This window comes from Streptomyces aurantiacus, assembly GCF_027107535.1.
GTDB lineage: Bacteria > Actinomycetota > Actinomycetes > Streptomycetales > Streptomycetaceae > Streptomyces.
Genome location: NZ_CP114283.1, coordinates 7085770 through 7107663 on the forward strand (window position 1 = coordinate 7085770; position 21894 = coordinate 7107663).

The window sequence follows — 21894 nt, forward strand, 5'->3', positions numbered from 1 at the left end:
GACAACTTGTTGGACTTTCCAAGCGCCTACTTGGTAAAACCAAGCAACACCACAACCTGGAGGTGCGCACCGCATGGAGTTCCGGCAGTCGAGCAAGCTCAGCGAGGTCTGTTACGAGATCCGGGGCCCGGTCATCGAGCAGGCCAACGCCCTGGAGGAGGCGGGCCACAGCGTGCTGCGCCTCAACACGGGCAACCCCGCGCTCTTCGGCTTCGAGGCACCGGCGGAGATCCTCCAGGACATGATCCGGATGCTTCCCCAGGCGCACGGCTACACGGACTCGCGGGGCATCCTCTCGGCCCGCCGGGCCGTGGCGCAGCGCTACCAGGAGCGGGGCCTGGAAGTCGACGTGGACGACGTCTTCCTGGGCAACGGGGTCTCCGAGCTCGTGTCCATGGCCGTCCAGGCACTCGTCGAGGACGGGGACGAAGTCCTCATCCCCGCCCCGGACTTCCCGCTCTGGACGGCGGTGACGACGCTCGCGGGCGGCAAGGCCGTGCACTACCTGTGCGACGAACAGGCCGAGTGGTACCCGGACCTGGACGACATGGCGTCGAAGATCACGGACCGCACCCGGGCCGTCGTCATCATCAACCCGAACAACCCCACCGGCGCGGTCTACCCCCGGGAGATCATCGAGGGCATTCTCGACCTGGCCCGCCGGCACGGCCTGATGGTGTTCGCGGACGAGATCTACGACCAGATCCTGTACGACGACGCCGTGCACCACTCGGCCGCGGCCCTCGCCCCCGACCTGGTGGTCCTCACCTTCTGCGGCCTGTCGAAGACGTACCGCGTGGCGGGCTTCCGCTCCGGCTGGCTGGTCGTCACGGGCCCGCGCCGGCACGCGAAGAACTACCTGGAGGGCCTCACCATGCTGGCCTCCATGCGGCTGTGCGCCAACGCCCCCGCCCAGTACGCGATCCAGGCAGCGCTCGGCGGCCGCCAGTCCATCCACGAACTCACCGCCCCCGGCGGCCGGTTGCGCGAGCAGCGGGACCGTGCGTGGGAGAAGCTGAACGAGATCCCCGGCGTCTCCTGCGTGAAACCGAAGGGCGCGCTGTACGCGTTCCCGCGCATCGACCCCTCGGTGCACAAGATCCACGACGACGAGAAGCTCGTGCTCGACCTGCTGCTGCGCGAGAAGATCCAGGTCGTCCAGGGCACCGGCTTCAACTGGCCCCGGCCCGACCACTTCCGCATCCTCACCCTCCCGCACACCGACGACCTCGACGCGGCGATCAGCCGGATCGGCCGGTTCCTGAGCGGCTACCGGCAGTAGGCGGCGGTACACCGCCGCCGGGCCCCTCGTGGTGCGCCCGGCGGAGCCCGGAGGAATGTCGGACCCGGGTCGTACTCTTCGAACGGGCCCGCCGCTCGCCGATCTCCGGCAGCGGGGCGGCTCGCTGTGCCGAGGAGGAAGGAGCATCCCGTGACCCGACCGCCGACCGCCGCGCAGCGGCGCGTCATCGATGCCGCCGATCCCGTGACCGGGCGGCTCAGAGGCACGGAGAGCCAGCTCGCGGCGCTGGTCAGACACGGGCTGGCCTTCCGGCACCCGCGTCCGCCCCACGACCACTTCCTGACACCGGCCGGGCACCGGGCACGCGAGGAGGCGACCGTGGCGACGGTCCCCGCCCCCGGTGCTTCCGCTCCCGCCCGCGAGTCCTCCGGGGTGTTCACCGCCCGGGTCGGCGGCGAGGAGGCCGCCGACACCGGTCCAGCACGTGTGCGTGAGGTGCACAGCGCCTGGCAGGGACTGCTGGAGCTGCGCCGGATGACCGGTACGGGCGGCGCCATGGACCGGCCGTGCGCCTGGGAGCGTACGCATCTGGTGCAGGCCGCCGCCCTCGCTCTGGAGGCGGCGGGACTCCGTCCGGCGGGGGCGGGCCCCGAGGGGTACCGGGTGCGCGCGACTCCCCAGCCGGAGGCCGTGGCCGTACGCGAGCCGGACGCGACGGCCCTGCGGGAGTGCGCGGCGACACTGGAGAAGGCGGGCTGGCAGGTCAGCGAGCACACGGAGCCGCGCACGGGGGCGCGTTATCTGCTGGCCTCGCCCCGCCGGTCCTGACGGCCCCGGAAGGCCGTGCGGCGCCCGGGACGGAGGCCGCGTGAGCAACTGCTCGGGGCCGGCCCGTGGACGACCGCGCGAGGTTGACGCCCGTGAGCGACTGCTCAGTACGCTGGCGCCCGTTCTGTTCGCCGTTGAAGGGAAAGTCGTGGCCGAACCGTATGCCGTCCCGGTGACCGTGCGCGGGTACGAGACCGATGTCCAGGGACACCTGAACCAGGCCGTGTACGTGAATTACGCGGAGCACGCCCGCTGGTCGTTACTGCAGGCCGCCGGGATCAGCCAGGCCGGCCTGGTGGCCAAGGGCGTGGGCCCGGTGTCGCTGGAGATGACCGTCCGCTATCTGCGCGAACTCCGGGCGGGCGACGAGGTCGAGGTCACCTGCGTCTTCGAATGGGGTGAGGGCAAGACCTTCCGGATACGGCAGACGATCCGCAGGACCGACGGAGCCGTCGCCGCCGAGATCACGGCGGTCGGCGGTCTGATGGACCTCAAGGAGCGGAGGCTGGTCGCGGACCCGCGGGAGTACTTCCGCGCGCTGGCCACCGATCCACAGCTGTTCGGCCTCTGACCGGGCTGCGCGAACTCCGACCGGACCGCGCGGGGCGGGCGCGTGCGATCCGGACCGGAGCGGGGAGAGGACCGGCGGAGGCGCGCGGCCGAGGCGGACACCACGGTCGGCCGGCGGGCGGACGGGCGGTGAGAGGGGGCCGATGAGCGGGGGCCGGTGAGCGGGCCCGGACGTGAACGCGGGTGCGGTCCGACCCGTCCAGGCCCCGTTCACGCCCGCCCGCACGTCACGCGTCAGGCCTCCTCGAAGGCCGCCCGGTGGTCCTGCGCCCACGTCCGGTACGTACGCGGCGGCCGGCCCAGCACCTGCCGCACCGCGCCCGTGACGACGGCGTTGCCGCCCGCGCGCACGTACGCGCTGCCGGCCATGACGCCCTCCACGTACGCCGCGGCCATGCCCCACTCGGTCATCTTCGCGCGGGCCTGGTCCGGGGTGAGGTCCACAGTCCCCACCGGGCGGCCGAGCACGTCGGCGAGGACGGCCGCCTGATCGGGGACACTGATCATCCCGGGGCCGGTGAGCGTGTAGGTGTGGCCCGCGTGCCGCGCGGAGAGCAGGGCCTCCACGGCCACCTCGGCCACGTCACGCGGGTCGATGACGCCCTGAAGGCCGTCGCCGGTCATGTTCGGCACGGGTTCACCCGCCCGGACGGCCTCGGCCCAGCTCAGGGTGTTCGAGGCGAACGACGAGGGCCGCAGGACCGTCCACTGCGACCCGCTCTCCCTGACCGCCTGTTCGCCCGGAAGGTGCCAGGAGCCGACCCTGCCGACGGCGGGGTCGCCGGTGCCGATCGCGGAGAGCTTCACGACGCGGTGCACGCCGGCCGCGCGGGCCTGCTCGACCAGGGCCCGGTCGCGGTCCGCGTCATCGGGCCCGAGCACGCCGACGAGGAAGACGGCCGTGGCGCCGGACATCGCGGTGTCCACGGACGCGGGGTCGAGGTAGTCCCCGCGTACCACCTCCACCTCCACATCCGCGGGCAGCCGCACCCGGGAGGGATCGCGGGTCAGGGCGCGGACCTTCTCGCCGCGCCGCGCAAGGAGCCGTACGACTTCACTGCCGATGGTGCCCGTGGCACCGGTTACGAGAATCATGGGAACCACCGTGCCGAGGCGCGGTCCGGCGACTCTAGGAAATTCCGGCACGGTTGTGGCCGCCGTACGGCCGCGCGCCGCGTCTACGGTGGAGCGGTGACGAACGCTCCTGCCGCGCGAACCCTTCCCACCCCCGACGCGCTGCGGCCCTGGATCACCGGGATCGACACGGGGACCGGCATCGGGACCGGTGGCGGCGGGGCCCCCGAGCCGTTCACCCATGTCCCGGACGCGACCACGAAGTTGGTGTTCCGGATCGAGGAGGGCGGACGTCGCGACACGCTCGTCGTCGGGCCGCGTACACGTGCCACGTATCACGCGAGCAAACGGCCGGCCTCCTGTGTACGGGTCGAGCTCGGACCTGGCACGGCACGGCCGTTGCTCGGCGTTGCGGCCGGTGACCTCGTGGGGCGGGTGGTGCGGCTCGGCGACCTGCCCGGCACCTCGGCCCGCCAACTGGCGCGCGAGCTGCGGTGGCTGGAGGGCGAGGACGCGGTGACACATCTGGCGGAGGTGCTGCCGGCGCGGCTCTCCGGCACCTCCGGCCGCTCGCGGCGTGAGCTGCTGCGCGCCGCCGTCGAGGAGCTGTCGACGGACTCCGGGCGCGTTCCCTCGCGGGTGCGGGACCTGGCGCGCCGGCTCTCGGTCAGCGAGCGCCAGTTGCGCAGCCTCTTCGCCGACGGGGTGGGGGTGTCGCCGAAGCACTTCGCCCGGATCGGGCGGGTACGGCACCTGCTCGCGCACGGCGCGACCACGTCGTGGGCGGAGCTCGCCGTGTCCACCGGGTACTACGACCAGTCCCACATGACGTCCGACTTCCGGACGCTGATGGGCGTGCCGCCCACGTCCTTCTTCACCGGCCGCCTCCCGGACGCGCGGCCCTGTCAGGCCCTGAGCCGGCTCTGATCCTCCGGGCGAAGACCCGGCCCTCTCCGGGCAGGCCCCCGGCACGAACTTGAAGCACGACTCCTTCTTGACGGGTATACGTCACTCGCAATCTCTGGTAGGAAACTTTCCTAACAGTACGGAAGAGCGACTCCCACCCCACTGGAGGTCCCGTGCACACCCCCCACATCCGCTCCTCGCGACGCACCCTCCTCGCGCTGATCGGAGCATCCCTGGTGGCAGGCCCGGCCATCGCCACCCAGTCCGCGAGCGCCGCACCGGCGGGCCTCGACGACCCGGCGAAGAAGGAGATCGCCATGAAACTGGTCTCCAGCGCGGAGAACTCCTCGCTGGACTGGAAGGCGCAGTACAAGTACATCGAGGACATCCGCGACGGCCGTGGCTACACCGCCGGGATCATCGGATTCTGCTCGGGCACGGGCGACATGCTCGACCTCGTCGAGCTGTACGCACAGCGCAGGCCCGGCAACGCGCTGGCCGGCTACCTGCCCGCGCTGCGCCGTGTCGACGGCACCGACTCGCACGAGGGGCTCGACCCCGGCTACCCGGACGCCTGGCGGCGGGCGGCCCAGGACCCGGCGTTCCGGCAGGCCCAGAACGACGAGCGGGACCGCGTCTACTTCAACCCCGCGGTACGGCAGGGCAAGGCCGACGGCGTCGGTGTGCTCGGCCAGTTCGCGTACTACGACGCCATCGTGATGCACGGCGACGGCGGCGACAGTGCGAGCTTCGGCAGCATCCGCAGGCGGGCCCTGGGCCGGGCGAGGCCCCCGGCCCAGGGCGGCGACGAGGTCACGTACCTGCACGCCTTCCTCGACGCCCGCGTGTGGGCGATGAAGCAGGAGGAGGCCCACGAGGACACCAGCCGCGTGGACACCGCCCAGCGGGTGTTTCTCCGCAACCGGAACCTGAACCTGAATCCGCCGCTGAACTGGCAGGTGTACGGGGACAGTTACCACATCGGCTGAGGGTGCCCTCCTCACGCTCCACCGTGGACACGGGCCCTCCGGTGAGACCCGGGCGCCTCGGTCCACGGCCCCGCGCGCGGACCTGAGCCGAGACAGGCTGAGAACCGGGCCGGTCACGGCCGGTGCTGCTGGCTCCGCCGGTACTGCCGGTACTGCCGGTACCGCAGCGACGAACCCGTCAGTGGCCCGGGGACGTCTGGGGCCCGGCCCCGGTGTGCTGCACGGCGATCTCGTCGCCCGGCTCCATCGGGGCCGTCACCTCGTCGGCCTCCCGGTGACTTCCCAGGTGGTTGAAGACCAGGTTCAGGACGACGGCCGCCACGCACCCGGTCGAGATCCCCGAGTCCAGGATGATCTTCGCGGTCTCCGGGAACGCGTGGTAGAACTCCGGCGCTGTGATCGGGATGATGCCGACGGCCAGCGAGACCGCCACGATCAGGACGTTGTTGTCCTTCTCCAGGCCCGCCTTGACGAGGGTCTGGATGCCGCTCGCGGCCACCGAGCCGAACAGCACCACACCCGCCCCGCCGAGCACGGGGCGCGGCACCACGGCGATCAGCGAGGCGGCCATGGGGCACAGGCCCATCAGGACGAGGAAGCCGCCGCCCGTGGCCACGACGTACCGGCTGCGGATCCGGGTCATCGCCACCAGGCCGATGTTCTGGGCGAAGGCGCTGCACATGAAGCCGTTGAAGAGCGGGCTGACGGCCGAGCCGAGGGTGTCGGCGCGCAGGCCCGCGGCGATGGTCCTCTCGTCCGCCGGCCGCTCGACGATCTCCCCCAACGCCAGCATGTCCGCGGTCGATTCGGTCATCGAGACGACCATCACCACACACAGCGAGAGGATCGCGGCGAGCTGGAACTGCGGGGCTCCGAAGTGGAACGGCGTCGGGAATCCCACGACGGCCGCGTCGGCCACCGGGGCGAAGTCGGTGGCTCCGAACGGGATGGCGACGAGCGTGCCGACGACCAGGCCGAGCAGTACGGCGATCTGCTTGACGAAGCCGTGGGTGAAGCGGCGCAGGAGCAGCACGATGACCAGGGTCGCGCCCGCCAGGCCGAGGTTGGTCGTCGAACCGTAGTCGCCGGCCGCCGGGTCGGGGCCCTGCGCCCAGCCGAAGGCGACCGGCATCAGCGATATCCCGATGAGCGTGATGACCGTGCCGGTGACGACGGGCGGGAAGAAGCGGACCGCCTTGCTGAAGAACGGGGCGGCGAGGAAGCCGAGTACGCCCGCGACGATGACCGCGCCGAAGATGACGGGCAGCGCGTCCCGCTTGTCGTCGGTGGAGTCGACGACCGCGATCATCGGGGCGACGCCGGCGAAGGTGACGCCGTTGACGAACGGCAGGCGAGCACCGATCTTCCAGAAACCGAGGGTCTGCAGGAAGGTGGCGAGCCCGGCGGTGAACAGGCAGGCGCCGGTGAGGAAGGTCAGTTCGGTCGCGGAGAGTCCGACGGCCGCGCCGACGATCAGGGGCGGGGCGACCACTCCCGCGTACATGGCGGCCACGTGCTGCAGACCGCTGGTCACCATCTTCAGGGCGGGGAGTTTCTCGTCGACTGGGTGCTTCTTCCCGCCAGTCGGGCTTGCTTCCGTACGGCTGGACGTGGGCTGGGCAACCACGGCGGCTCCTCCGGTCGGTTACACGTCGTCGTCGACGTGGGTGTCAGGGAGGTGGGGGCGACGCCCGTCACGGAGGGGACGTGGCGGGGGGACCGTTCCGGGGCGCGGGCAGCTTCGTGCACGCGCCCCGGAGACGGTCGCCGTGGACCCCTGGTGGAGTCCGCGGCCACCGGTCGAGGGCCGTCCCCCTCAGCCGGAGTTCTTGACGGTCAGGCCTGCGCGGCGATTCGAGCCAGGCGCTGGGCCTCGTCCCGGGTGGAGCGGGCGACGGCGTCCTCGTCGACGTGCAGCAGGCGGCTGTTCTCGACGATCTGCTCGCCGTTGACGAAGGAGGCGGTGACCGGCGCCGCCGCGCCGAGGACGAGGGCGGTGACGGGGTCGGCGATCGACGCGTGGGCCAGGGTGTCCAGCTTCCACAGCACCAGGTCGGCCAGCTTGCCGGCCTCCAGCGAGCCGATCTCCCCCGCCCTGCCCAGGACCTGGGCGCCTCCGTACGTACCGAGCCGCAGCGCCTGACGGGCGGTCAGGGCGGCCTCGCGGTGGGCGCCGAGGCGGTTGATGAGCAGCGCGTTGCGCAGTTCGGTGTGCAGTTCGCCCGACTCGTTGGACGCCGTGCCGTCGACGCCGAGGCCGACGGGGACGCCGGCCGCGAGCATGTCGGGGACGCGCGCGATCCCGGCCGCCAGACGGGCGTTGGACGAGGGGCAGTGGGCCACCCCCGTCCCCGTACGGGCGAAGGCGGCGATGTCGGAGTCGTTCATGTGGACGCAGTGGGCCATCCACACGTCCTCGCCGAGCCAGCCGGTCGATTCGAAGTAGTCGGTCGGGCCCATGCCGAACAGTTCCTTGCAGAACTGCTCCTCCTCCACGGTCTCCGAGCCGTGCGTGTGCAGGCGGACGCCCTTCCTTCGCGCCAACTCCGCGCCCTGCTTCATCAGTTCGGTCGACACCGAGAACGGCGAGCAGGGGGCGACGGCCACCTGGGTCATCGCGCCGAAGGACGCGTCGTGGTGTTCGTCGACGGTCGCCTCGGTGGCGGCGAGGGCCCCGTCGAGGGTCTCGACGGCGAAGTCCGGCGGCAGTCCGCCGTCCTTCTCGCTGCGGTCCATCGAGCCGCGGGCGAGGGTGAAGCGCACGCCCGTCTCACGCGCGGCCCGGATGATCGAGCCGGACAGGTCGCCGGAGCCCTTCGGGAAGACGTAGTGGTGGTCCATGGCGGTGGTGACACCGCCGCGGGCCATCATGCCGAGGGAGCCCTGGGCCGCCGCGTACGTCATCCGCTCGTCGATGCGCGCCCAGGTCGGGTAGAGGGCGACGAGCCAGTTGAAGAGGTTGTGGTCCGTGGCGAGGCCGCGGGTGATCCACTGGTAGAAGTGGTGGTGGGTGTTGACCAGGCCGGGGGTGACGAGGTGGCCGGTGGCGTCGATCCGGCGTACGACGTTCTCCAGTCCCTCGGGGGCCCTGCCCGCGCCGAGCGACTCGATACGGTTCCCCGCGATGACCAGGTGGCCCGACGGGTACTCGGTGTCGACGGCGTCCACGGTCGCGATCGAACAGTTCTCGATGACGATGCGCCGCTCTGCTGCCATGGTTCGTCCTTTTCGCTGTGGGGAGTGGGCACGGCAGGACCCTGGGAGGTTTGAGTGCCGCGGCCCGGTGGACGGGCCGCGGGTGCCGAGAAGGGTGACGGTCGGAGGAGGAGTGCGGGAGGGCGTGGGTCAGAGGTTGCTGAGGTCCACCGGGATGCGGGCCTCGCAGCCGTCGCGGAGGACCGTGGCCTCGATCAGGCCGTACGGGCGGTCGGCGGCGAAGTACACAGCTCCCTCGGCGGTGTCGTTCTTGAGGCCGAACGGCGCCAGGTCGACGAGGAAGTGGTGCTTGTTCGGCAGCGAGAAGCGGACCTCGTCGATCTCGTCGCGGTGTTCGATGATCCGTGAGCCCATCTGGTACAGGGTCTGCTGGAGCGACAGGGAGTACGTCTGCGCGAACGCCCGCAGCATGTGCTTGCGCACCTGCTCGTAGGACTCCTCCCAGTGGGGCATCCGCTGCTCGTCGTCGGTCCAGTTGAACCGCCAGCGGGCGGAGACCTCGGTGGCGAGGATCCGGTCGTACGCCTCCGGGAGCGTCGTGTACTTGTCCTTGACGTAGCCCCAGAACTCGGAGTCGGTCGAGTTCATCACGACGAGGTCCTTGAGCCCCGAGACGATTTCCCACGACGAGCCGTCGTAGGTGATCTGCGTGACGCGGGTCTCCTGGCCCTTGCGGGCGAAGGAGTGCCTGGGCTCGTCGGCGGCGGCGGTCTCCGGGCCGGCGTCCGAGGTCTCGATCCGCTCCCAGGCGTACTCCTCGATGCGGACGCGCGCCGTCCTGATCGGCTCCTGGCTCGTCACGAAGTGGCGGGCGAGGTGGATGCCGAACTGCTCGGCGGACTCGATGCCGTGCTCCTTGGCGAAGGCGTACACCGTGTTCTTGGTGGTGTCCGTCGGCAGGACGTTGGCGTTGGAGCCCGAGTAGTGGACCTCCTCCATGTCACCGCTCAGGGCCACGGAGACGTTCAGGTCCTTGATGTGGTGGGTGGCGCCGTCCCGCGTGATCCTGACGACTCGGTTCTCGGCCTTGCCGTACTGGTTCTGGGCGAGAACCGCCGGGCGGGCAGGACGGGGGTTGGGGGTCATGTCTGCTAGCTCCCTCGGTAAACGGAGTAGCCGAACGGGTTGAGCAGCAGCGGTACGTGATAGTGCTCCCCGGGGCTGACGGCGAAGGTGATCGCCACCTCGGGGAAGAACACTTCCGCGGCACCGCTGTCCCGATTCGCGGGGGCGTCCTGCTGCGCATCGGCTTGCTTCTTCTCGAAATACGCCTCGACCTCGAAGTCGAGCCGTACGTGTGTGGTGCCCTCCGGCAGGGCCGGCAGGTCCTTGCACCGCCCGTCCGCGTCGGTCGCGGAGCCGCCGAGTTCCTGCCAGGGCGCGTCGCGGCCGCAGCGGGCGGCCAGGCGGACGGAGACCGCCTCGGCGGGGCGGCCGGCGCTGGTGTCCAGGATGTGCGTGGACACGGAACTGCTCGGCGCGGCGGCGGTGCTGGTGCTCATGCGGGTGCGTCCTCTTCGACGAGTAGGGCGAGCCGGATGCGGTTGATCCTGCCCAGTTCGGTGCGCACGATCTCCCGCTCCCGCTGCGGCGTGTTGCCGATCCGCTCTCTGACCGCGTCGCGCATCTGCTCGCCGGTCAGGCCGGTCGCGCAGATCAGGAAGACATGGCCGAACCTCTCCTGGTACGCCAGGTTCAGTTCCAGCATCTCCGCCTTGAGTTCGTCGGAGGCGCCGGCCATGCCGCGCTGTTCGCGGGAGGAGGTCGGGTCGCCCGGTCTGGGGCGTCCGATGGGCGGGTGTCCGGCCATCGCCTCCGCCAGGTCGGCGTCGGTCAGGCCGGCCGTGGCGGCGTCGCTGCGCGCGAGGAGGTCGGCCGCGGTGGCGTACGGGCGCCGGGCGAGCAGGCTGTGCGCCCACGTCGCCGAGGCGCACAGTTCGTGGAGGGCGGCGTAGGCCGCGTGCTCCTCCAGGGCGTTGAACCGGGCGAGGCCGCCAGGTGTCGTACTCGACGTCACGGGAAGCCTCCGTGGCCTTGTGCTGGACGGGCTGCGGCCAGCTAACGCCCTTCGAAACCGGACGTCAACACTTTGTTGAAAAGTCCGGGTAACAAATCCAGGAAGCGGAAACCACAGTCCGCATGCCGGAGGGCATCCGGGGGCGGACTTCGCGAGTCGGCCACCCGGAGCGACGTTTCACCTGTTCAGCCGCCTGCAAGGGGCGGTCGACGGGACCCGCCGCGCAGGGCGGGGCCCTCCGGGGCGGAGTGAACGAGCAGGCGCCGGGCGCCCGCCCCGCGGAGTCAGGCGTCCTTCTCGCGGTTCAGATAGTTGTAGACGGTGAACCGGCTGACCCCGAGGGCGCCCGCGACGGTCTCCACGCCGTGCCGCACGGAGAAGGCCCCGCGCGCCTCGAGTATCCGTACGACCTCCTGCTTGGCCTTGCGGTCCAGCTCGGCCAGGGGCTTGCCGCGCTTGCGCTCCAGGGCGGCCAGGATGTGGTCCAGCGAGTCGGCGAGCTGCGGCAGGCGGACGGCGACCACGTCCACGCCCTCCCAGGAGAGAACGACGTCGTCGGGCCCGGCCTGCCCGGGCGGAAGCATCTCGGCGCCCATCGCGTCGACCAGCGGCTTGACGGCCGAGACGAAGGGGTCGTCCCCGGATCCGGTCACCGGCCCCCCTCCCCGATCACGTTGACCTGGAGGGAGACCCGGGTGGCGCCCGCGTCCAGCGCCTTGCGCAGCAGCTCGTCGACGGCGGTGAGCACCGAATCCGCCCCGCCCTCGGCGGTGTTGCCGAACGGGCCGACGTCCACCGCGTCCAGTTCCGCCGCCTCGATGACCTCACGGGCGACCAGCGCGTGCGGCGGCGCCTCGTCGAGGTCGAAGGGCTCGGTCGTGAACTCCACTCTCAATCGCATGGTGCCCCCAAGGCATCGCTCCGGCCTGTACGTCTCCCCGGCCCGCAGGATCGAGGGCACCTCGGGGCACATCGCGCGGCCGGTCAGCCGTCACGCCGCCCGCCGGCCCGGCCACCCGCCTCAGGACGGCGCGGCGCGGCCGACCGCAGAGCGACCCTAGCCCACCCGGGACGCGGCCCCGGCGGAACGCGTCGAGAGCGGTTCCCGGACGGGACGCCCCGGCCCGCCGCCCGACTCCAGGACGGGAGAACCCCGCCGACCCCTCTTGACAAGGCCTCCCCACCCAGGCAGCCTTTCCATCAAGCAGAAACGAACTTCCGCAATACGGAACTACTCGTCACGGAAGGGAGCGCCGACCCACATGCCCGGTTTCTCGATGGATGCAGCCGCAGAGCAGCGCTTCAACGTCAACCTGTCGATCCTCTTCACGGAGCTCCCGCTCCTGGAGCGCCCCGCGGCCGCCGCCGCGGCGGGCTTCACCGCGGTCGAGCTCTGGTGGCCCTGGACCGACTCCCCCGACCCCGGGCGCGCGGAGCTCGACGCCCTCAAGAAGGCGATCGAGGACGCGGGCGTACAGCTCACGGGCCTGAACTTCTACGCAGGCCGGCTCCCGGGCCCGGACCGGGGCGCGCTGTCGGTCCCCGGCGAGGAGTCGGCGCGCTTCCGCACGAACATCGACGTGGCCGCGGACTTCGCGGGGTCGCTGGGCTGCACGGCGCTCAACGCCCTGTACGGCAACCGCGTCGAGGGCGCCGACCCGGCCGTGCAGGACGAACTCGCCCTGGAGAACCTGGTGCTGGCGGCCCGCGCGGCCGACCGCATCGGCGCGGTCCTGCTGATCGAGGCCCTCAACAAGCCGGAGTCGCCGCTCTATCCGCTGGTGAGCGCCCCCGCGGCGGTCGCCGTGGCCGACAGGGTCAACGAGGCGACGGGACTCGGCAACGCCAGGTTCCTGATGGACCTCTACCACCTGTCCATGAACGGCGAGGACCTGCCCTCGGTGATCGAGCGCTACACCGCGCGGACCGGCCACGTCCAGATCGCCGACAACCCCGGCCGGGGCGCCCCCGGCACCGGCTCGCTCCCACTGGAGGAGCTGCTCGGCCTGCTGCGCAAGCACGGCTACGAGGGCTGGGTCAGCCTGGAGTACAAGCCGGGCGACCTGCCCAGTGCGGCGGCCTTCGAATGGCTCCCGCGCGAGGCCCGCGCCGCCCGCTGAGCGGCCCCCGAGACGCGACACAGACACGGCACAGACACGGCACAGCAGTCAGAGAGGCACCCTCACCATGAGCAACCTTGCCGGCGGTCCCCGCCCGCCCCGCCCGACGATCGCCTGGATCGGCCTCGGCATCATGGGTTCCCCCATGTCGGAGAACCTGATCAAGGCCGGATACGACGTCACCGGGTTCACCCTGGAGCAGGACAAGCTGGACCGGCTGACCGCCGCGGGCGGCACGGCGGCCGGTTCGATCGCCGAGGCCGTGCGGAACGCGGACGTCGTGATCACGATGGTGCCCGCCTCCCCGCAGGTCGAGGCCATCGCGTACGGGCCGGACGGCATCCTCGAGAACGCGCGGTCCGGCGCGCTCCTGATCGACATGTCCTCCATCACTCCGCAGACCTCCGTGGACCTGGCAGGGGCGGCGAAGGACAAGGGCATACGGGTCCTGGACGCGCCGGTGTCCGGCGGCGAGGCCGGGGCCGTCGAGGCCGTCCTGTCCATCATGGTCGGCGGCGAGCAGGCCGACTTCGACCAGGCCGAGCCGATCTTCGAGGCGCTCGGCAGGACCATCGTGCTGTGCGGGCCGCACGGCTCCGGCCAGACCGTCAAGGCCGCCAACCAGCTGATCGTCGCCGTCAACATCCAGGCGTGCGCCGAGGCCGTGGTCTTCCTGGAGAAGTCGGGCGTCGACCTGAAGGCGGCCCTCGACGTCCTGAACGGCGGTCTCGCCGGCTCCACCGTGCTGACGCGCAAGAAGGACAACTTCCTTCAGCGCGACTTCCGTCCGGGCTTCCGTATCGACCTGCACCACAAGGACATGGGCATCGTCACGGACGCCGCCCGCAACGTCGGCGCCGCACTGCCGGTCGGTGCCGTGGTGGCGCAGCTCGTGGCCTCGCTGCGCGCACAGGGCGACGGCGGCCTGGACCACTCCGCGCTGCTGCGCGCGGTCGAGCGCCTCTCCGGCGCGCAGGTCTGACGGCCCACCCCACAGACCCCGGGCGGCGCCGGCGCTGACACCTGTCCTGTCGCGCCCAAGCGGCGGCGCCGCCCGGCACCAGATCGAGCCCCGGACTCCCGGCCAGGGAGCCCGGACCACGGACTGCGGGCCACCGGCCCCGGTCCGTGAGGAGAAGGTCCGCGCCCCGCGCGTGAACCGGTCCCCTCGATCAACTCCCGAGCTGCGCCCCGGATCTGACGGGAGGTCCGGCCCGGGGCGCACCGCCCGCGAGAGCCGTGGATCCGGATGAGGGGTAGTCCACGGAACGAGCGGGCAGGACGAGGACCGCGGCGGCGAGCGAGCCAGTGCGGTGGTGAAGGCCCCGGGGCCCCCTTCTCGACATGAGGGAAGGGGGCCCCGGGACCGTCGTGGCCGCCGCGGTCCCGGCCGAGAACGAAGACCGAGAACCAGGGCCCCGCGCCCGAACCGAGAGCGCCGAGTACGGACACCCCGTACTCGGCGCTCTTCGCCGTCCGCGACGCCCCTCGGCTCCCCGGCCCGCCGACCGTCCGGCCGGGCCGCCGGAGCCCCGCTCGCGCACGGCCCCGTACGTACGCCGGTGGGCGTACCCCGGCTACGGAACCCTCAAATGAACCTCTGAACATGGCCCAGGGGCTTCAACTCACTGTGTTCCAGGGCACATTCTCAGCACATGGGGCCCGCCGGCACGGGGGCGGCGGGCCTCACCGTGGGCCACCACGGGCCGGGCCCGGCACGGGGGCGGGTCCGCAGGGGTGGGACCACGGGGGCAACACGGGGGCGGCGGGTTCGGTTCGGGCGGCGGCGGGGGCTGCTCGGGCCGGGCACGGCGCGAGGCCCCCGTCCTGGTTCACAGGACGGGGGCCTCGGCCTCCCCGCGGGCCCGACGAGCCGACGTCGGACGGCTGTTCACATCGCACGGGCCGGTCCGCTCGGACGGGCCGTGCAGTCTTCAGGTCAGATCATCCGGTCGGGTCGGGTCGGGTCAGGTCGGGTCGGGTCGGGTCGGGTCGGGTCACACCGTCAGGGGCCTGATGGACGTGGGCGCGTGGCCCGGTTCGGTCGCGATCTCCTCGAACTCCACGACGTTGCTGATGTCGTTGGTGGTGGACATCGAGATGTTGGTGACACGCTCCAGGATGGCCTCGACGACCACCGGGACCCTGAATTCGACGGCGAGCTTCTTCGCCTGCTCGAAGGCCGCGCCCAGCTCGCTCGGGTCGGTGACGCGGATCGCCTTGCAGCCGAGCCCTTCGACGACCTTCACGTGATCGACCCCGTACACGCCCAGCTCGGGCGAGTTGACGTTCTCGAACTCCAGGTTGACCTGGAAGTCGATGTCGAACGCCCGCTGGGCCTGGCGGATCAGGCCGAGGTACGCGTTGTTCACCAGGACGTGGACGTACGGGATCCGGTGCTGCGCCCCGACGGCCAGTTCCTCGATCATGAACTGGAAGTCGTAGTCGCCGGACAGCGCGACCACCTGCGCCTCGGGGTCGGCCTTGGCGACGCCGAGTGCGGCCGGGACGGTCCAGCCGAGCGGGCCCGCCTGACCGCAGTTGATCCAGTGCCGCGGCCGGTAGACGTGCAGCATCTGCGCGCCGGCGATCTGCGAGAGGCCGATCGTGGTGACGTACCGCGTCTCCGGGCCGAAGGCCTTGTTCATCTCCTCGTAGACCCGCTGCGGCTTGATCGGGATGTCGTCGAAGTGCGTACGGCGCTGGAGGGTCGCCTTCCTCTCCTGCGCGGACCGGGCCCACGCGGACCGGTCGGGCAGCCTGCCCGCGGCCTTCAGCTCCCGGGCCACCTCGACGAACAGTTCGAGCGCGGCCCCGGCGTCGGAGGCGATGCCGTAGTCCGGGGCGAAGATCCGGCCGATCTGGGTCGGCTCGATGTCGACGTGCACGAACTTCCGGCCGGCGGTGTAGACGTCCAGTTTCCCGGTGTGGCGGTTGGCCCAGCGGTTTCCGATGCCGAGCACGAAGTCGGACTCCAGGAAGGTCGCGTTGCCGTAGCGGTGCGAGGTCTGCAGACCCACCATGCCGGCGTTGAGCTCGTGGTCGTCGGGGACGATACCCCAGCCCATGAGGGTCGGCACCACCGGGACGCCGGTCAACTCGGCGAATTCGACGAGGAGTTCGGAGGCGTCAGCGTTGATGATGCCGCCGCCGGCGACGATCAGGGGACGCTCGGACTCGTTGAGGAGCGTGAGCGCCTTCTCGACCTGGGCGCGGGTCGCGGCCGGCTTGTAGACCGGCAGCGGCTCGTACGTCCCGGGGTCGAACTCGATCTCCGTGAGCTGGACGTCGATCGGGAGGTCGATCAGGACGGGGCCCGGGCGGGCCGAGCGCATCAGATGGAAGGCCTGCTGGAAGACGCCCGGGACCTGCGCGGCCTCCAGGACGGTGACCGCCATCTTGGCGACCGGCCTGGCGATCGACGCGATGTCGACGGCCTGGAAGTCCTCCTTGTGGATCACGGCGGTCGGGGCCTGGCCGGTGATGCACAGGATCGGGACGGAGTCGCCGGTCGCGGAGTACAGGCCGGTGATCATGTCGGTGCCGGCCGGGCCGGACGTGCCGATACAGACGCCGATGTTGCCGGGGGCGGTGCGGGTGTAGCCCTCCGCCATGTGGGAGGCGCCCTCCACGTGCCTGGCGAGGGTGTGGCTGATGCCACCGGAGGCCTGCAGCGCCGCGTAGAAGGGGTTGATCGCCGCGCCCGGGACACCGAACGCACTGGTGACGCCCTCGCGCTTGAGGATCTCAACTGCCGCGCGGGCAGCGGTCATACGAGCCATTGCGTACTCCTGCTTCGGCCGTCGGATTCGGGCTCCCGTCGCGCCCCGCGGAGAGCTTCAAATTCCGTATTACGGAAACTAACTTCTACTATCTGGAAGCAATGTAGGTGGGAGGCCGGAGGGCGTCAAGGGTCGACGACGGACCCGGGGGTGGCGCAATCGCGGCGCTTCCGATCGATTCACTGCCGGAGCGCGGCGTTCCGGTGGACGATGGAGGGGCTGTCCCGATGTGGTGTCACGGTGTTCTGGAGAGGGTCATGTCCGAGAGCGTGCCGGTGCGGTGTCCGGCCTGCCGGCGCGAGCACGTCTATGCGGCGCCGACGTATCCGTGTGCGTGCGGTGCGCCGGTCGCGCCCGTCCTCGACCGGCGGGCCCGCGCCGAGTCCGTCACCCACCACACCTGGGACGAGGGCTGGGTGACGATCCGCTGCGTGTCCTGCGGACGCGAGGACCAGTGGCCCCGCCCGGAGGTCGGCTGCCCGTGCGGGACGGTCCTGCGGGTGCCGGTGACGGAGGCCGGTCCCGGCGAGCGCGCCGAGGGGACGGACCCGGCTGCGCGACCCGCCGCCCATGACGCACCCCGCGCCCCCGGTACGGACGTCCCGGCCGCCCATGACGCACCGCGCCCCTCCGCCACGGACGGCTCGGGCGGCCCGGGCCGCGGGAGCGGCGGGGAAGGAGGCGACGGCACGGAGACCGGCGACGCCCCGGAAACCGCACGGGAGGGCGTGGGCCACCAGTCCCCGAAGCCCCGGCCCAGGCGTCTCCCGGCGGCCATCCCGCTCCCCCGCACCGAACCGGCCCCCCGCCCTGCGTTCCAGCCGGTGACCATCCGCACGGCCCGTGACGCCGTGACGGCCGCCGCGCTGTACCTGCGCTGGCTCGGCTACCGGGACATCCGGCGGGCCGACCAGCGGCCGCCCTCCGGTATCGGTCTCGCGGCCCGCGGGGTCGTCGCCCAGGTGGATCCGACCGTGCGACCGGCCTCCCTGCGGGACGTGGAGTGCCTCTGGCTGACGGCGATGACGGAATCGGCGGGCTGCGTCTACTTCTCGCTGGCCGGATACGAGGACGACGCCCGCGCGTGCGCCGACTCGCTGGGCATCCCCCTGTTCGTACTGGACCTCACGGGCACCCCGCAGGCAGCGAACAGCCTCGCCGACGAACTCGTCGCGACCGGCGCCTGACCCCTCCAACTCCCCCGCCCAGCCACATACTTGGTCTCATGACCGTCAGAGTGGCCACCACCGCCGACCTCCCAGTGCTCCAGGACATCGAACGCGCCGCGGGCGAACCCTTCCGCCTCTTCGGCATGCCGGAGGTCGCCGACGACGAACCGCCCCCGCTCGACGTCCTGGAGCGCTTCACGCAGGCGGGCCATGCCTGGGTCGCCGAGGACGCCACCGGCGGGCCCGTCGCCTACCTGATCGGCGAACCGGTGGACGGCGCCTTCCACATCGAGCAGGTCTCCGTCCACCCCGACGCCGCACACCGGGGCGTGGGCCGGACCCTGATCGCGTACGCCGCGGACCGGGCTCGCGAACAGGGCCTGGCCGCCCTCACGCTGACCACCTTCGCGGAGGTCCCCTGGAACGCGCCCTACTACGAGCGTCTCGGCTTCCGCGTCCTGGCCGGACCCGAACTCACCCCGGGGCTGCGGCGCATCCGGGCCGCGGAGGCCGAGCACGGTCTCGACCGCTGGCCCCGGGTGTGCATGCACCGGGCCACGGAGCCGGCCGGACAGCGGCCGACTCCCTAGGGGGTGTCGCGGACGTCCGCGTCCGCGAACTTCTCCCGCAGCTCGATCTTCCGCACCTTCCCGGACACCGTCATCGGGAAGGACTCCATGATCCGCAGCCGGCTGGGCACCTTGTAGTGCGCCAGCCGGCCCTCGCAGAAGGCCCGCAGCTCCTCCGGCGTCGGCGGGTCGCCGGGGTCGCGCGGGATGACGCAGGCGAGCACCTCCTCGCCGTACCGCTCATGGGCCACGCCCACCACCTGCACGTCCGCGATCTTCGGATGCGCGTACAGGAACTCCTCGATCTCGCGCGGGTAGATGTTCTCGCCACCCCGGATGATCATGTCCTTGATGCGGCCGACGATCTGTACGTATCCGTCGTCGAGCATCACCGCCAGGTCGCCGGTGTGCATCCACCGCCCGGGGTCGACGGCTTCGGCGGTCTTCTCGGGCTCGTCCCAGTAGCCGAGCATCACGCTGTAGCCCCGGGTGCACAGTTCGCCCGCCGAGCCGCGCGGCAGGGTCACCCCGGTCGCGGGGTCGACGACCTTGACCTCGATGTGCGGCAGGACGCGCCCGACCGTGCCGGTGCGGTGCTCCAGGTCGTCGTCGCGGCGCGTCTGGAGGGACACGGGCGAGGTCTCGGTCATGCCGTAGCAGATGGACACCTCGGCCATGTGCATCTCGGAGACCACCCGCTTCATCACCTCGACCGGGCAGGGCGAGCCCGCCATGATGCCGGTCCGCAGTGAGGACAGGTCGTACGTCGCGAAGTCCGGGAGGTTCAGCTCCGCGATGAACATCGTCGGTACGCCGTACAGCGAGGTGCACCCCTCCTCCTGGACCGCGCGGAGCGTGGCCGTGGGATCGAAGGACGGCGCCGGGACGACGATGCACGCGCCGTGGGAGGTGGCGGCGAGGTTGCCCATCACCATGCCGAAGCAGTGGTAGAAGGGCACGGGAACGCAGATCCGGTCCTGCTCGGTGTAGGCGATCGACTCCCCCACGAAGTATCCGTTGTTGAGGATGTTGTGGTGGGAGAGCGTCGCTCCCTTGGGGAATCCCGTCGTGCCCGACGTGTACTGGATGTTGATCGGGTCGTCGCAGGACAGTTCACCCGCACGTGCCAGCAGTTCCTGTCGCAGCTCGGGTGTCCCGCGTCCGACCAGCGCGTCCCAGCTCGGATCCCCGATGTACACGGTCTCGCGCAACTCGGGGCAGTTGCCCTGCACTTGACCGACCATGGCCCGGTAGTCGCTCGACTTGTGGCTGAGGGAGGCGAAGAGCAGGGAGATCCCGGCCTGCCTGAGGACGTACTCGACCTCGTGGGTGCGGTACGCCGGGTTGATGTTCACCATGATCGCGCCGATGCGGGCGGTGGCGTACTGGACGAGGACCCACTCGGGGCAGTTGACGGCCCAGATGCCCACCCGGTCGCCCTTGGCGACTCCGCTCGCGAGCAGCGCGCGGGCCAGCCGGTCGACGTCCGCGGAGAAGCGGGCGTACGTCCAGCGCCGCCCGGACGGCACGTCGACGAGCACCTCCCGTTCCGGCCAGGCCGCCACCGCCCGGTCCAGGTCGGCGCCGATGGTGGCGCCGGCCAGCGGCGTGCCGCTCGTTCCGTGCGCGTACGACAGTTCACTCACCGGAAGTCCTCCTCGCGGTACTCCGCGTCCGAACCCGCGGCCGTGGCCTCGCGCAGCTCGATCCGCCTGATCTTCCCGGACACGGTCTTGGGCAGTTCGCCGAACTCCAGTCGGCGGACCCGCTTGTACGGGGCGAGGACCGTGCGCGCGTGCTCGAAGAGCACCTTCGCGGTGTCGGGTCCCGGCTCCCAGCCGTCCGCCAGCACGATGTACGCCTTCGGGACCGCGAGCCGCAGCTCGTCCGGCGCGGGCACGACGGCGGCCTCCGCGACGGCCTCGTGCTCCAGGAGCGCGCTCTCCAGCTCGAACGGCGAGATCTTGTAGTCGGAGGCCTTGAAGACGTCGTCGGCCCGCCCCACGTACGTGATGTAACCGTCCTCGTCGCGCGAGCCGATGTCTCCGGTGCGGTAGTAACCGCCCGCCATGGCCTCGGCCGTGCGGTCCGGGTCACCGTGATAGCCGGTCATCAGGCCCACGGGCCGTGCGGACAGGTCGAGCGCGATCTCGCCCTCGGCTGCGCCCGGCGCGCCCGACACCGGGTCGAGCAGCTCGACCTCGAAGCCCGGGCTCGGCCGCCCCATCGACCCTGTCTTCAGTGGCTGGCCAGGGCTGTTGGACACCTGCACGGCCGTCTCGGTCTGCCCGAAGCCGTCCCTGATGGTGACGCCCCACGCCCTGCGCACCTGCTCGATGACCTCGGGGTTGAGCGGCTCACCGGCGGCGACGGCCTCCCGCGGCGGCGTACGCAGTCGGCTGAGGTCGGACTGGATGAGCATGCGCCAGACGGTGGGAGGAGCACAGAAGGTCGTCACGCCCGCGCGGTCCATCTCGGCCATCAGCCGGCCCGGGTCGAAGCGCGTGTAGTTGTGGAGGAAGACGGTCGCCTCCGCGTTCCAGGGGGCGAAGAGGTTCGACCAGGCGTGCTTGGCCCAGCCGGGCGAGGAGATGTTCAGGTGCACGTCCCCGGGCTTGAGGCCGATCCAGTACATGGTCGCCAAGTGGCCGACCGGGTACGACACATGGGTGTGCTCGACGAGTTTGGGGCGGGCGGTGGTGCCCGAGGTGAAGTAGAGCATCAGGGGGTCGTCGGCGCGGGTCGGGCCGTCCGGCCTGAAGGGGCCGTGGTCGTGGCGGTGGACGTCCTCGTAGGGATGCCATCCCGGCTGCTCGCCGCCGACCACGACGCGCGTGTAGCCGCCGGGCACCTCGTCGAACTTGCCGGTGTCCTCGGCGCGCACGATCACATGGCGGACCCGGCCCCGTTCGACGCGGTCCCGCAGGTCGGCCGGGCCCAGCAGCGGCGTGGCGGGGATGACGACCGCGCGCAGCTTCATCGCGGCGAGCGCCGTCACCCACAGCTCGGCCTGGTTCCCCAGCATGACCAGGATCCGGTCCCCGGCACGCACGCCCAGCCCGCGCAGCCATCCCGCGGCCCGGCCGGAGAGCACGGACAGCTCCTCGAAGGACAGCCTGGTCTCGCTGCCGTCCTCCTCGACGATGTGCAGCGCGGTCCGGCCGTTGCCGTCCGCGATGGCGTCGAACCAGTCGAGTGCCCAGTTGAAGTACTCCGGGCGGGGCCAGGAGAAGCCCGCGCAGGCCGTGGCGTAGTCCTCGCGGTGTTCCAGAAGGAAGTCCCGCGCGCTGCGGAAGCGCTCCGTCGGCGTCGTCGGCGGCGTAGTCATCTGTCCTCCTCGGACCCGGACCATTGCCGGGCGGCTCACTCACATCGTGTAATCCGTGATGCGGGTCTCACTACCCCCGAACG

Annotated in this window: 20 protein-coding genes; 9 read left to right on the forward strand and 11 right to left on the reverse strand. The window is 71.4% G+C overall.

Features of this window, described 5'->3' with window-relative positions; translation table 11 throughout:
• Nucleotides 1–73: 73 nt before the first annotated feature.
• From O1Q96_RS33470 to O1Q96_RS33480, 3 genes are all read left to right on the forward strand, one after another.
• Nucleotides 74–1282: a pyridoxal phosphate-dependent aminotransferase gene (locus tag O1Q96_RS33470; protein ID WP_269251718.1), complete on the forward strand. Its 1209-nt coding sequence runs from the start codon at nucleotides 74–76 to the stop codon at nucleotides 1280–1282.
• Between the two features lie 150 nt (nucleotides 1283–1432).
• Nucleotides 1433–2071: a hypothetical protein gene (locus O1Q96_RS33475; RefSeq protein ID WP_269251719.1), complete on the forward strand. Its 639-nt coding sequence runs from the start codon at nucleotides 1433–1435 to the stop codon at nucleotides 2069–2071.
• 148 nt (nucleotides 2072–2219) lie between these two features.
• Nucleotides 2220–2642, forward strand: coding sequence for an acyl-CoA thioesterase (locus O1Q96_RS33480; protein ID WP_269251720.1), 423 nt, complete (start codon nucleotides 2220–2222; stop codon nucleotides 2640–2642).
• Between the two features lie 233 nt (nucleotides 2643–2875).
• Here O1Q96_RS33480 and O1Q96_RS33485 read toward each other — a convergent pair whose 3' ends face one another.
• A complete protein-coding gene (locus O1Q96_RS33485) occupies nucleotides 2876–3736 on the reverse strand; it encodes an SDR family oxidoreductase (RefSeq protein ID WP_419586991.1) in 861 nt (286 codons plus the stop codon).
• Between the two features lie 96 nt (nucleotides 3737–3832).
• Between O1Q96_RS33485 and O1Q96_RS33490 the strand changes: the two genes are divergently transcribed.
• Together O1Q96_RS33490 and O1Q96_RS33495 are read left to right on the forward strand one after the other, a co-directional pair.
• Nucleotides 3833–4642: an AraC family transcriptional regulator gene (locus tag O1Q96_RS33490; protein WP_269251722.1), complete on the forward strand. Its 810-nt coding sequence runs from the start codon at nucleotides 3833–3835 to the stop codon at nucleotides 4640–4642.
• A 152-nt stretch (nucleotides 4643–4794) separates the two neighbouring features.
• Nucleotides 4795–5610, forward strand: a complete 816-nt coding sequence (locus O1Q96_RS33495) for a chitosanase (RefSeq protein ID WP_269251723.1) — start codon at nucleotides 4795–4797, stop codon at nucleotides 5608–5610.
• A 178-nt stretch (nucleotides 5611–5788) separates the two neighbouring features.
• Here the strand turns inward: O1Q96_RS33495 and O1Q96_RS33500 are convergent, their stop codons facing one another.
• The 7 genes from O1Q96_RS33500 to O1Q96_RS33530 form a co-directional block, all read right to left on the reverse strand.
• Nucleotides 5789–7147: a nucleobase:cation symporter-2 family protein gene (locus O1Q96_RS33500; RefSeq protein WP_269253829.1), complete on the reverse strand. Its 1359-nt coding sequence runs from the start codon at nucleotides 7145–7147 to the stop codon at nucleotides 5789–5791.
• 299 nt (nucleotides 7148–7446) lie between these two features.
• Nucleotides 7447–8826 (reverse strand): 8-oxoguanine deaminase, encoded by a 1380-nt coding sequence (locus tag O1Q96_RS33505; RefSeq protein WP_269251724.1) that lies wholly within the window; start codon nucleotides 8824–8826, stop codon nucleotides 7447–7449.
• A 129-nt stretch (nucleotides 8827–8955) separates the two neighbouring features.
• Entirely contained in the window at nucleotides 8956–9912 is a 957-nt protein-coding gene (gene pucL / locus O1Q96_RS33510) for a factor-independent urate hydroxylase (protein WP_269251725.1), read from the reverse strand.
• A gap of 5 nt (nucleotides 9913–9917) precedes the next feature.
• Nucleotides 9918–10328, reverse strand: a complete 411-nt coding sequence (gene uraH / locus O1Q96_RS33515; protein ID WP_269251726.1) for a hydroxyisourate hydrolase — start codon at nucleotides 10326–10328, stop codon at nucleotides 9918–9920.
• Nucleotides 10325–10843 carry a 2-oxo-4-hydroxy-4-carboxy-5-ureidoimidazoline decarboxylase gene (gene uraD, locus O1Q96_RS33520; RefSeq protein ID WP_269251727.1) on the reverse strand — a complete coding sequence of 173 codons (519 nt, stop codon included), beginning with the start codon at nucleotides 10841–10843 and terminating at the stop codon, nucleotides 10325–10327. The genes uraH and uraD overlap by 4 nt, the downstream gene beginning before the upstream one ends.
• Nucleotides 10844–11127: 284 nt before the next feature.
• Nucleotides 11128–11496, reverse strand: coding sequence for a helix-turn-helix domain-containing protein (locus tag O1Q96_RS33525; RefSeq protein ID WP_269251728.1), 369 nt, complete (start codon nucleotides 11494–11496; stop codon nucleotides 11128–11130).
• Nucleotides 11493–11744: a YkoF family thiamine-binding protein gene (locus tag O1Q96_RS33530; RefSeq protein WP_269251729.1), complete on the reverse strand. Its 252-nt coding sequence runs from the start codon at nucleotides 11742–11744 to the stop codon at nucleotides 11493–11495. The genes O1Q96_RS33525 and O1Q96_RS33530 overlap by 4 nt, the downstream gene beginning before the upstream one ends.
• Nucleotides 11745–12105: 361 nt before the next feature.
• Here O1Q96_RS33530 and O1Q96_RS33535 point away from each other — a divergent pair, with 361 nt between their 5' ends.
• Together O1Q96_RS33535 and O1Q96_RS33540 are read left to right on the forward strand one after the other, a co-directional pair.
• A complete protein-coding gene (locus tag O1Q96_RS33535; RefSeq protein WP_269251730.1) occupies nucleotides 12106–12963 on the forward strand; it encodes a TIM barrel protein in 858 nt (285 codons plus the stop codon).
• A gap of 67 nt (nucleotides 12964–13030) precedes the next feature.
• The gene (locus tag O1Q96_RS33540) at nucleotides 13031–13945 is read left to right on the forward strand and encodes a 2-hydroxy-3-oxopropionate reductase (RefSeq protein WP_269251731.1); all 915 of its coding nucleotides are present in this window, start codon (nucleotides 13031–13033) and stop codon (nucleotides 13943–13945) included.
• A 1015-nt stretch (nucleotides 13946–14960) separates the two neighbouring features.
• On the opposite strand, the gene gcl is transcribed toward O1Q96_RS33540, so the two are convergent.
• On the reverse strand, nucleotides 14961–16745 hold the full coding sequence (gcl, locus tag O1Q96_RS33545; protein WP_269251732.1) for a glyoxylate carboligase: 1785 nt from the start codon (nucleotides 16743–16745) through the stop codon (nucleotides 14961–14963).
• A gap of 257 nt (nucleotides 16746–17002) precedes the next feature.
• On the opposite strand from gcl, the gene O1Q96_RS33550 reads away from it, so the two are divergent.
• Entirely contained in the window at nucleotides 17003–17932 is a 930-nt protein-coding gene (locus O1Q96_RS33550; protein ID WP_269251733.1) for a hypothetical protein, read from the forward strand.
• Between the two features lie 38 nt (nucleotides 17933–17970).
• Nucleotides 17971–18504: a GNAT family N-acetyltransferase gene (locus O1Q96_RS33555; RefSeq protein WP_269251734.1), complete on the forward strand. Its 534-nt coding sequence runs from the start codon at nucleotides 17971–17973 to the stop codon at nucleotides 18502–18504.
• Here O1Q96_RS33555 and O1Q96_RS33560 read toward each other — a convergent pair.
• Nucleotides 18501–20120, reverse strand: coding sequence for an AMP-binding protein (locus tag O1Q96_RS33560; RefSeq protein ID WP_269253830.1), 1620 nt, complete (start codon nucleotides 20118–20120; stop codon nucleotides 18501–18503). The genes O1Q96_RS33555 and O1Q96_RS33560 overlap by 4 nt on opposite strands.
• Nucleotides 20121–20125: 5 nt before the next feature.
• Nucleotides 20126–21811, reverse strand: a complete 1686-nt coding sequence (locus O1Q96_RS33565; protein WP_269251735.1) for an AMP-binding protein — start codon at nucleotides 21809–21811, stop codon at nucleotides 20126–20128.
• Nucleotides 21812–21894: the final 83 nt, after the last annotated feature.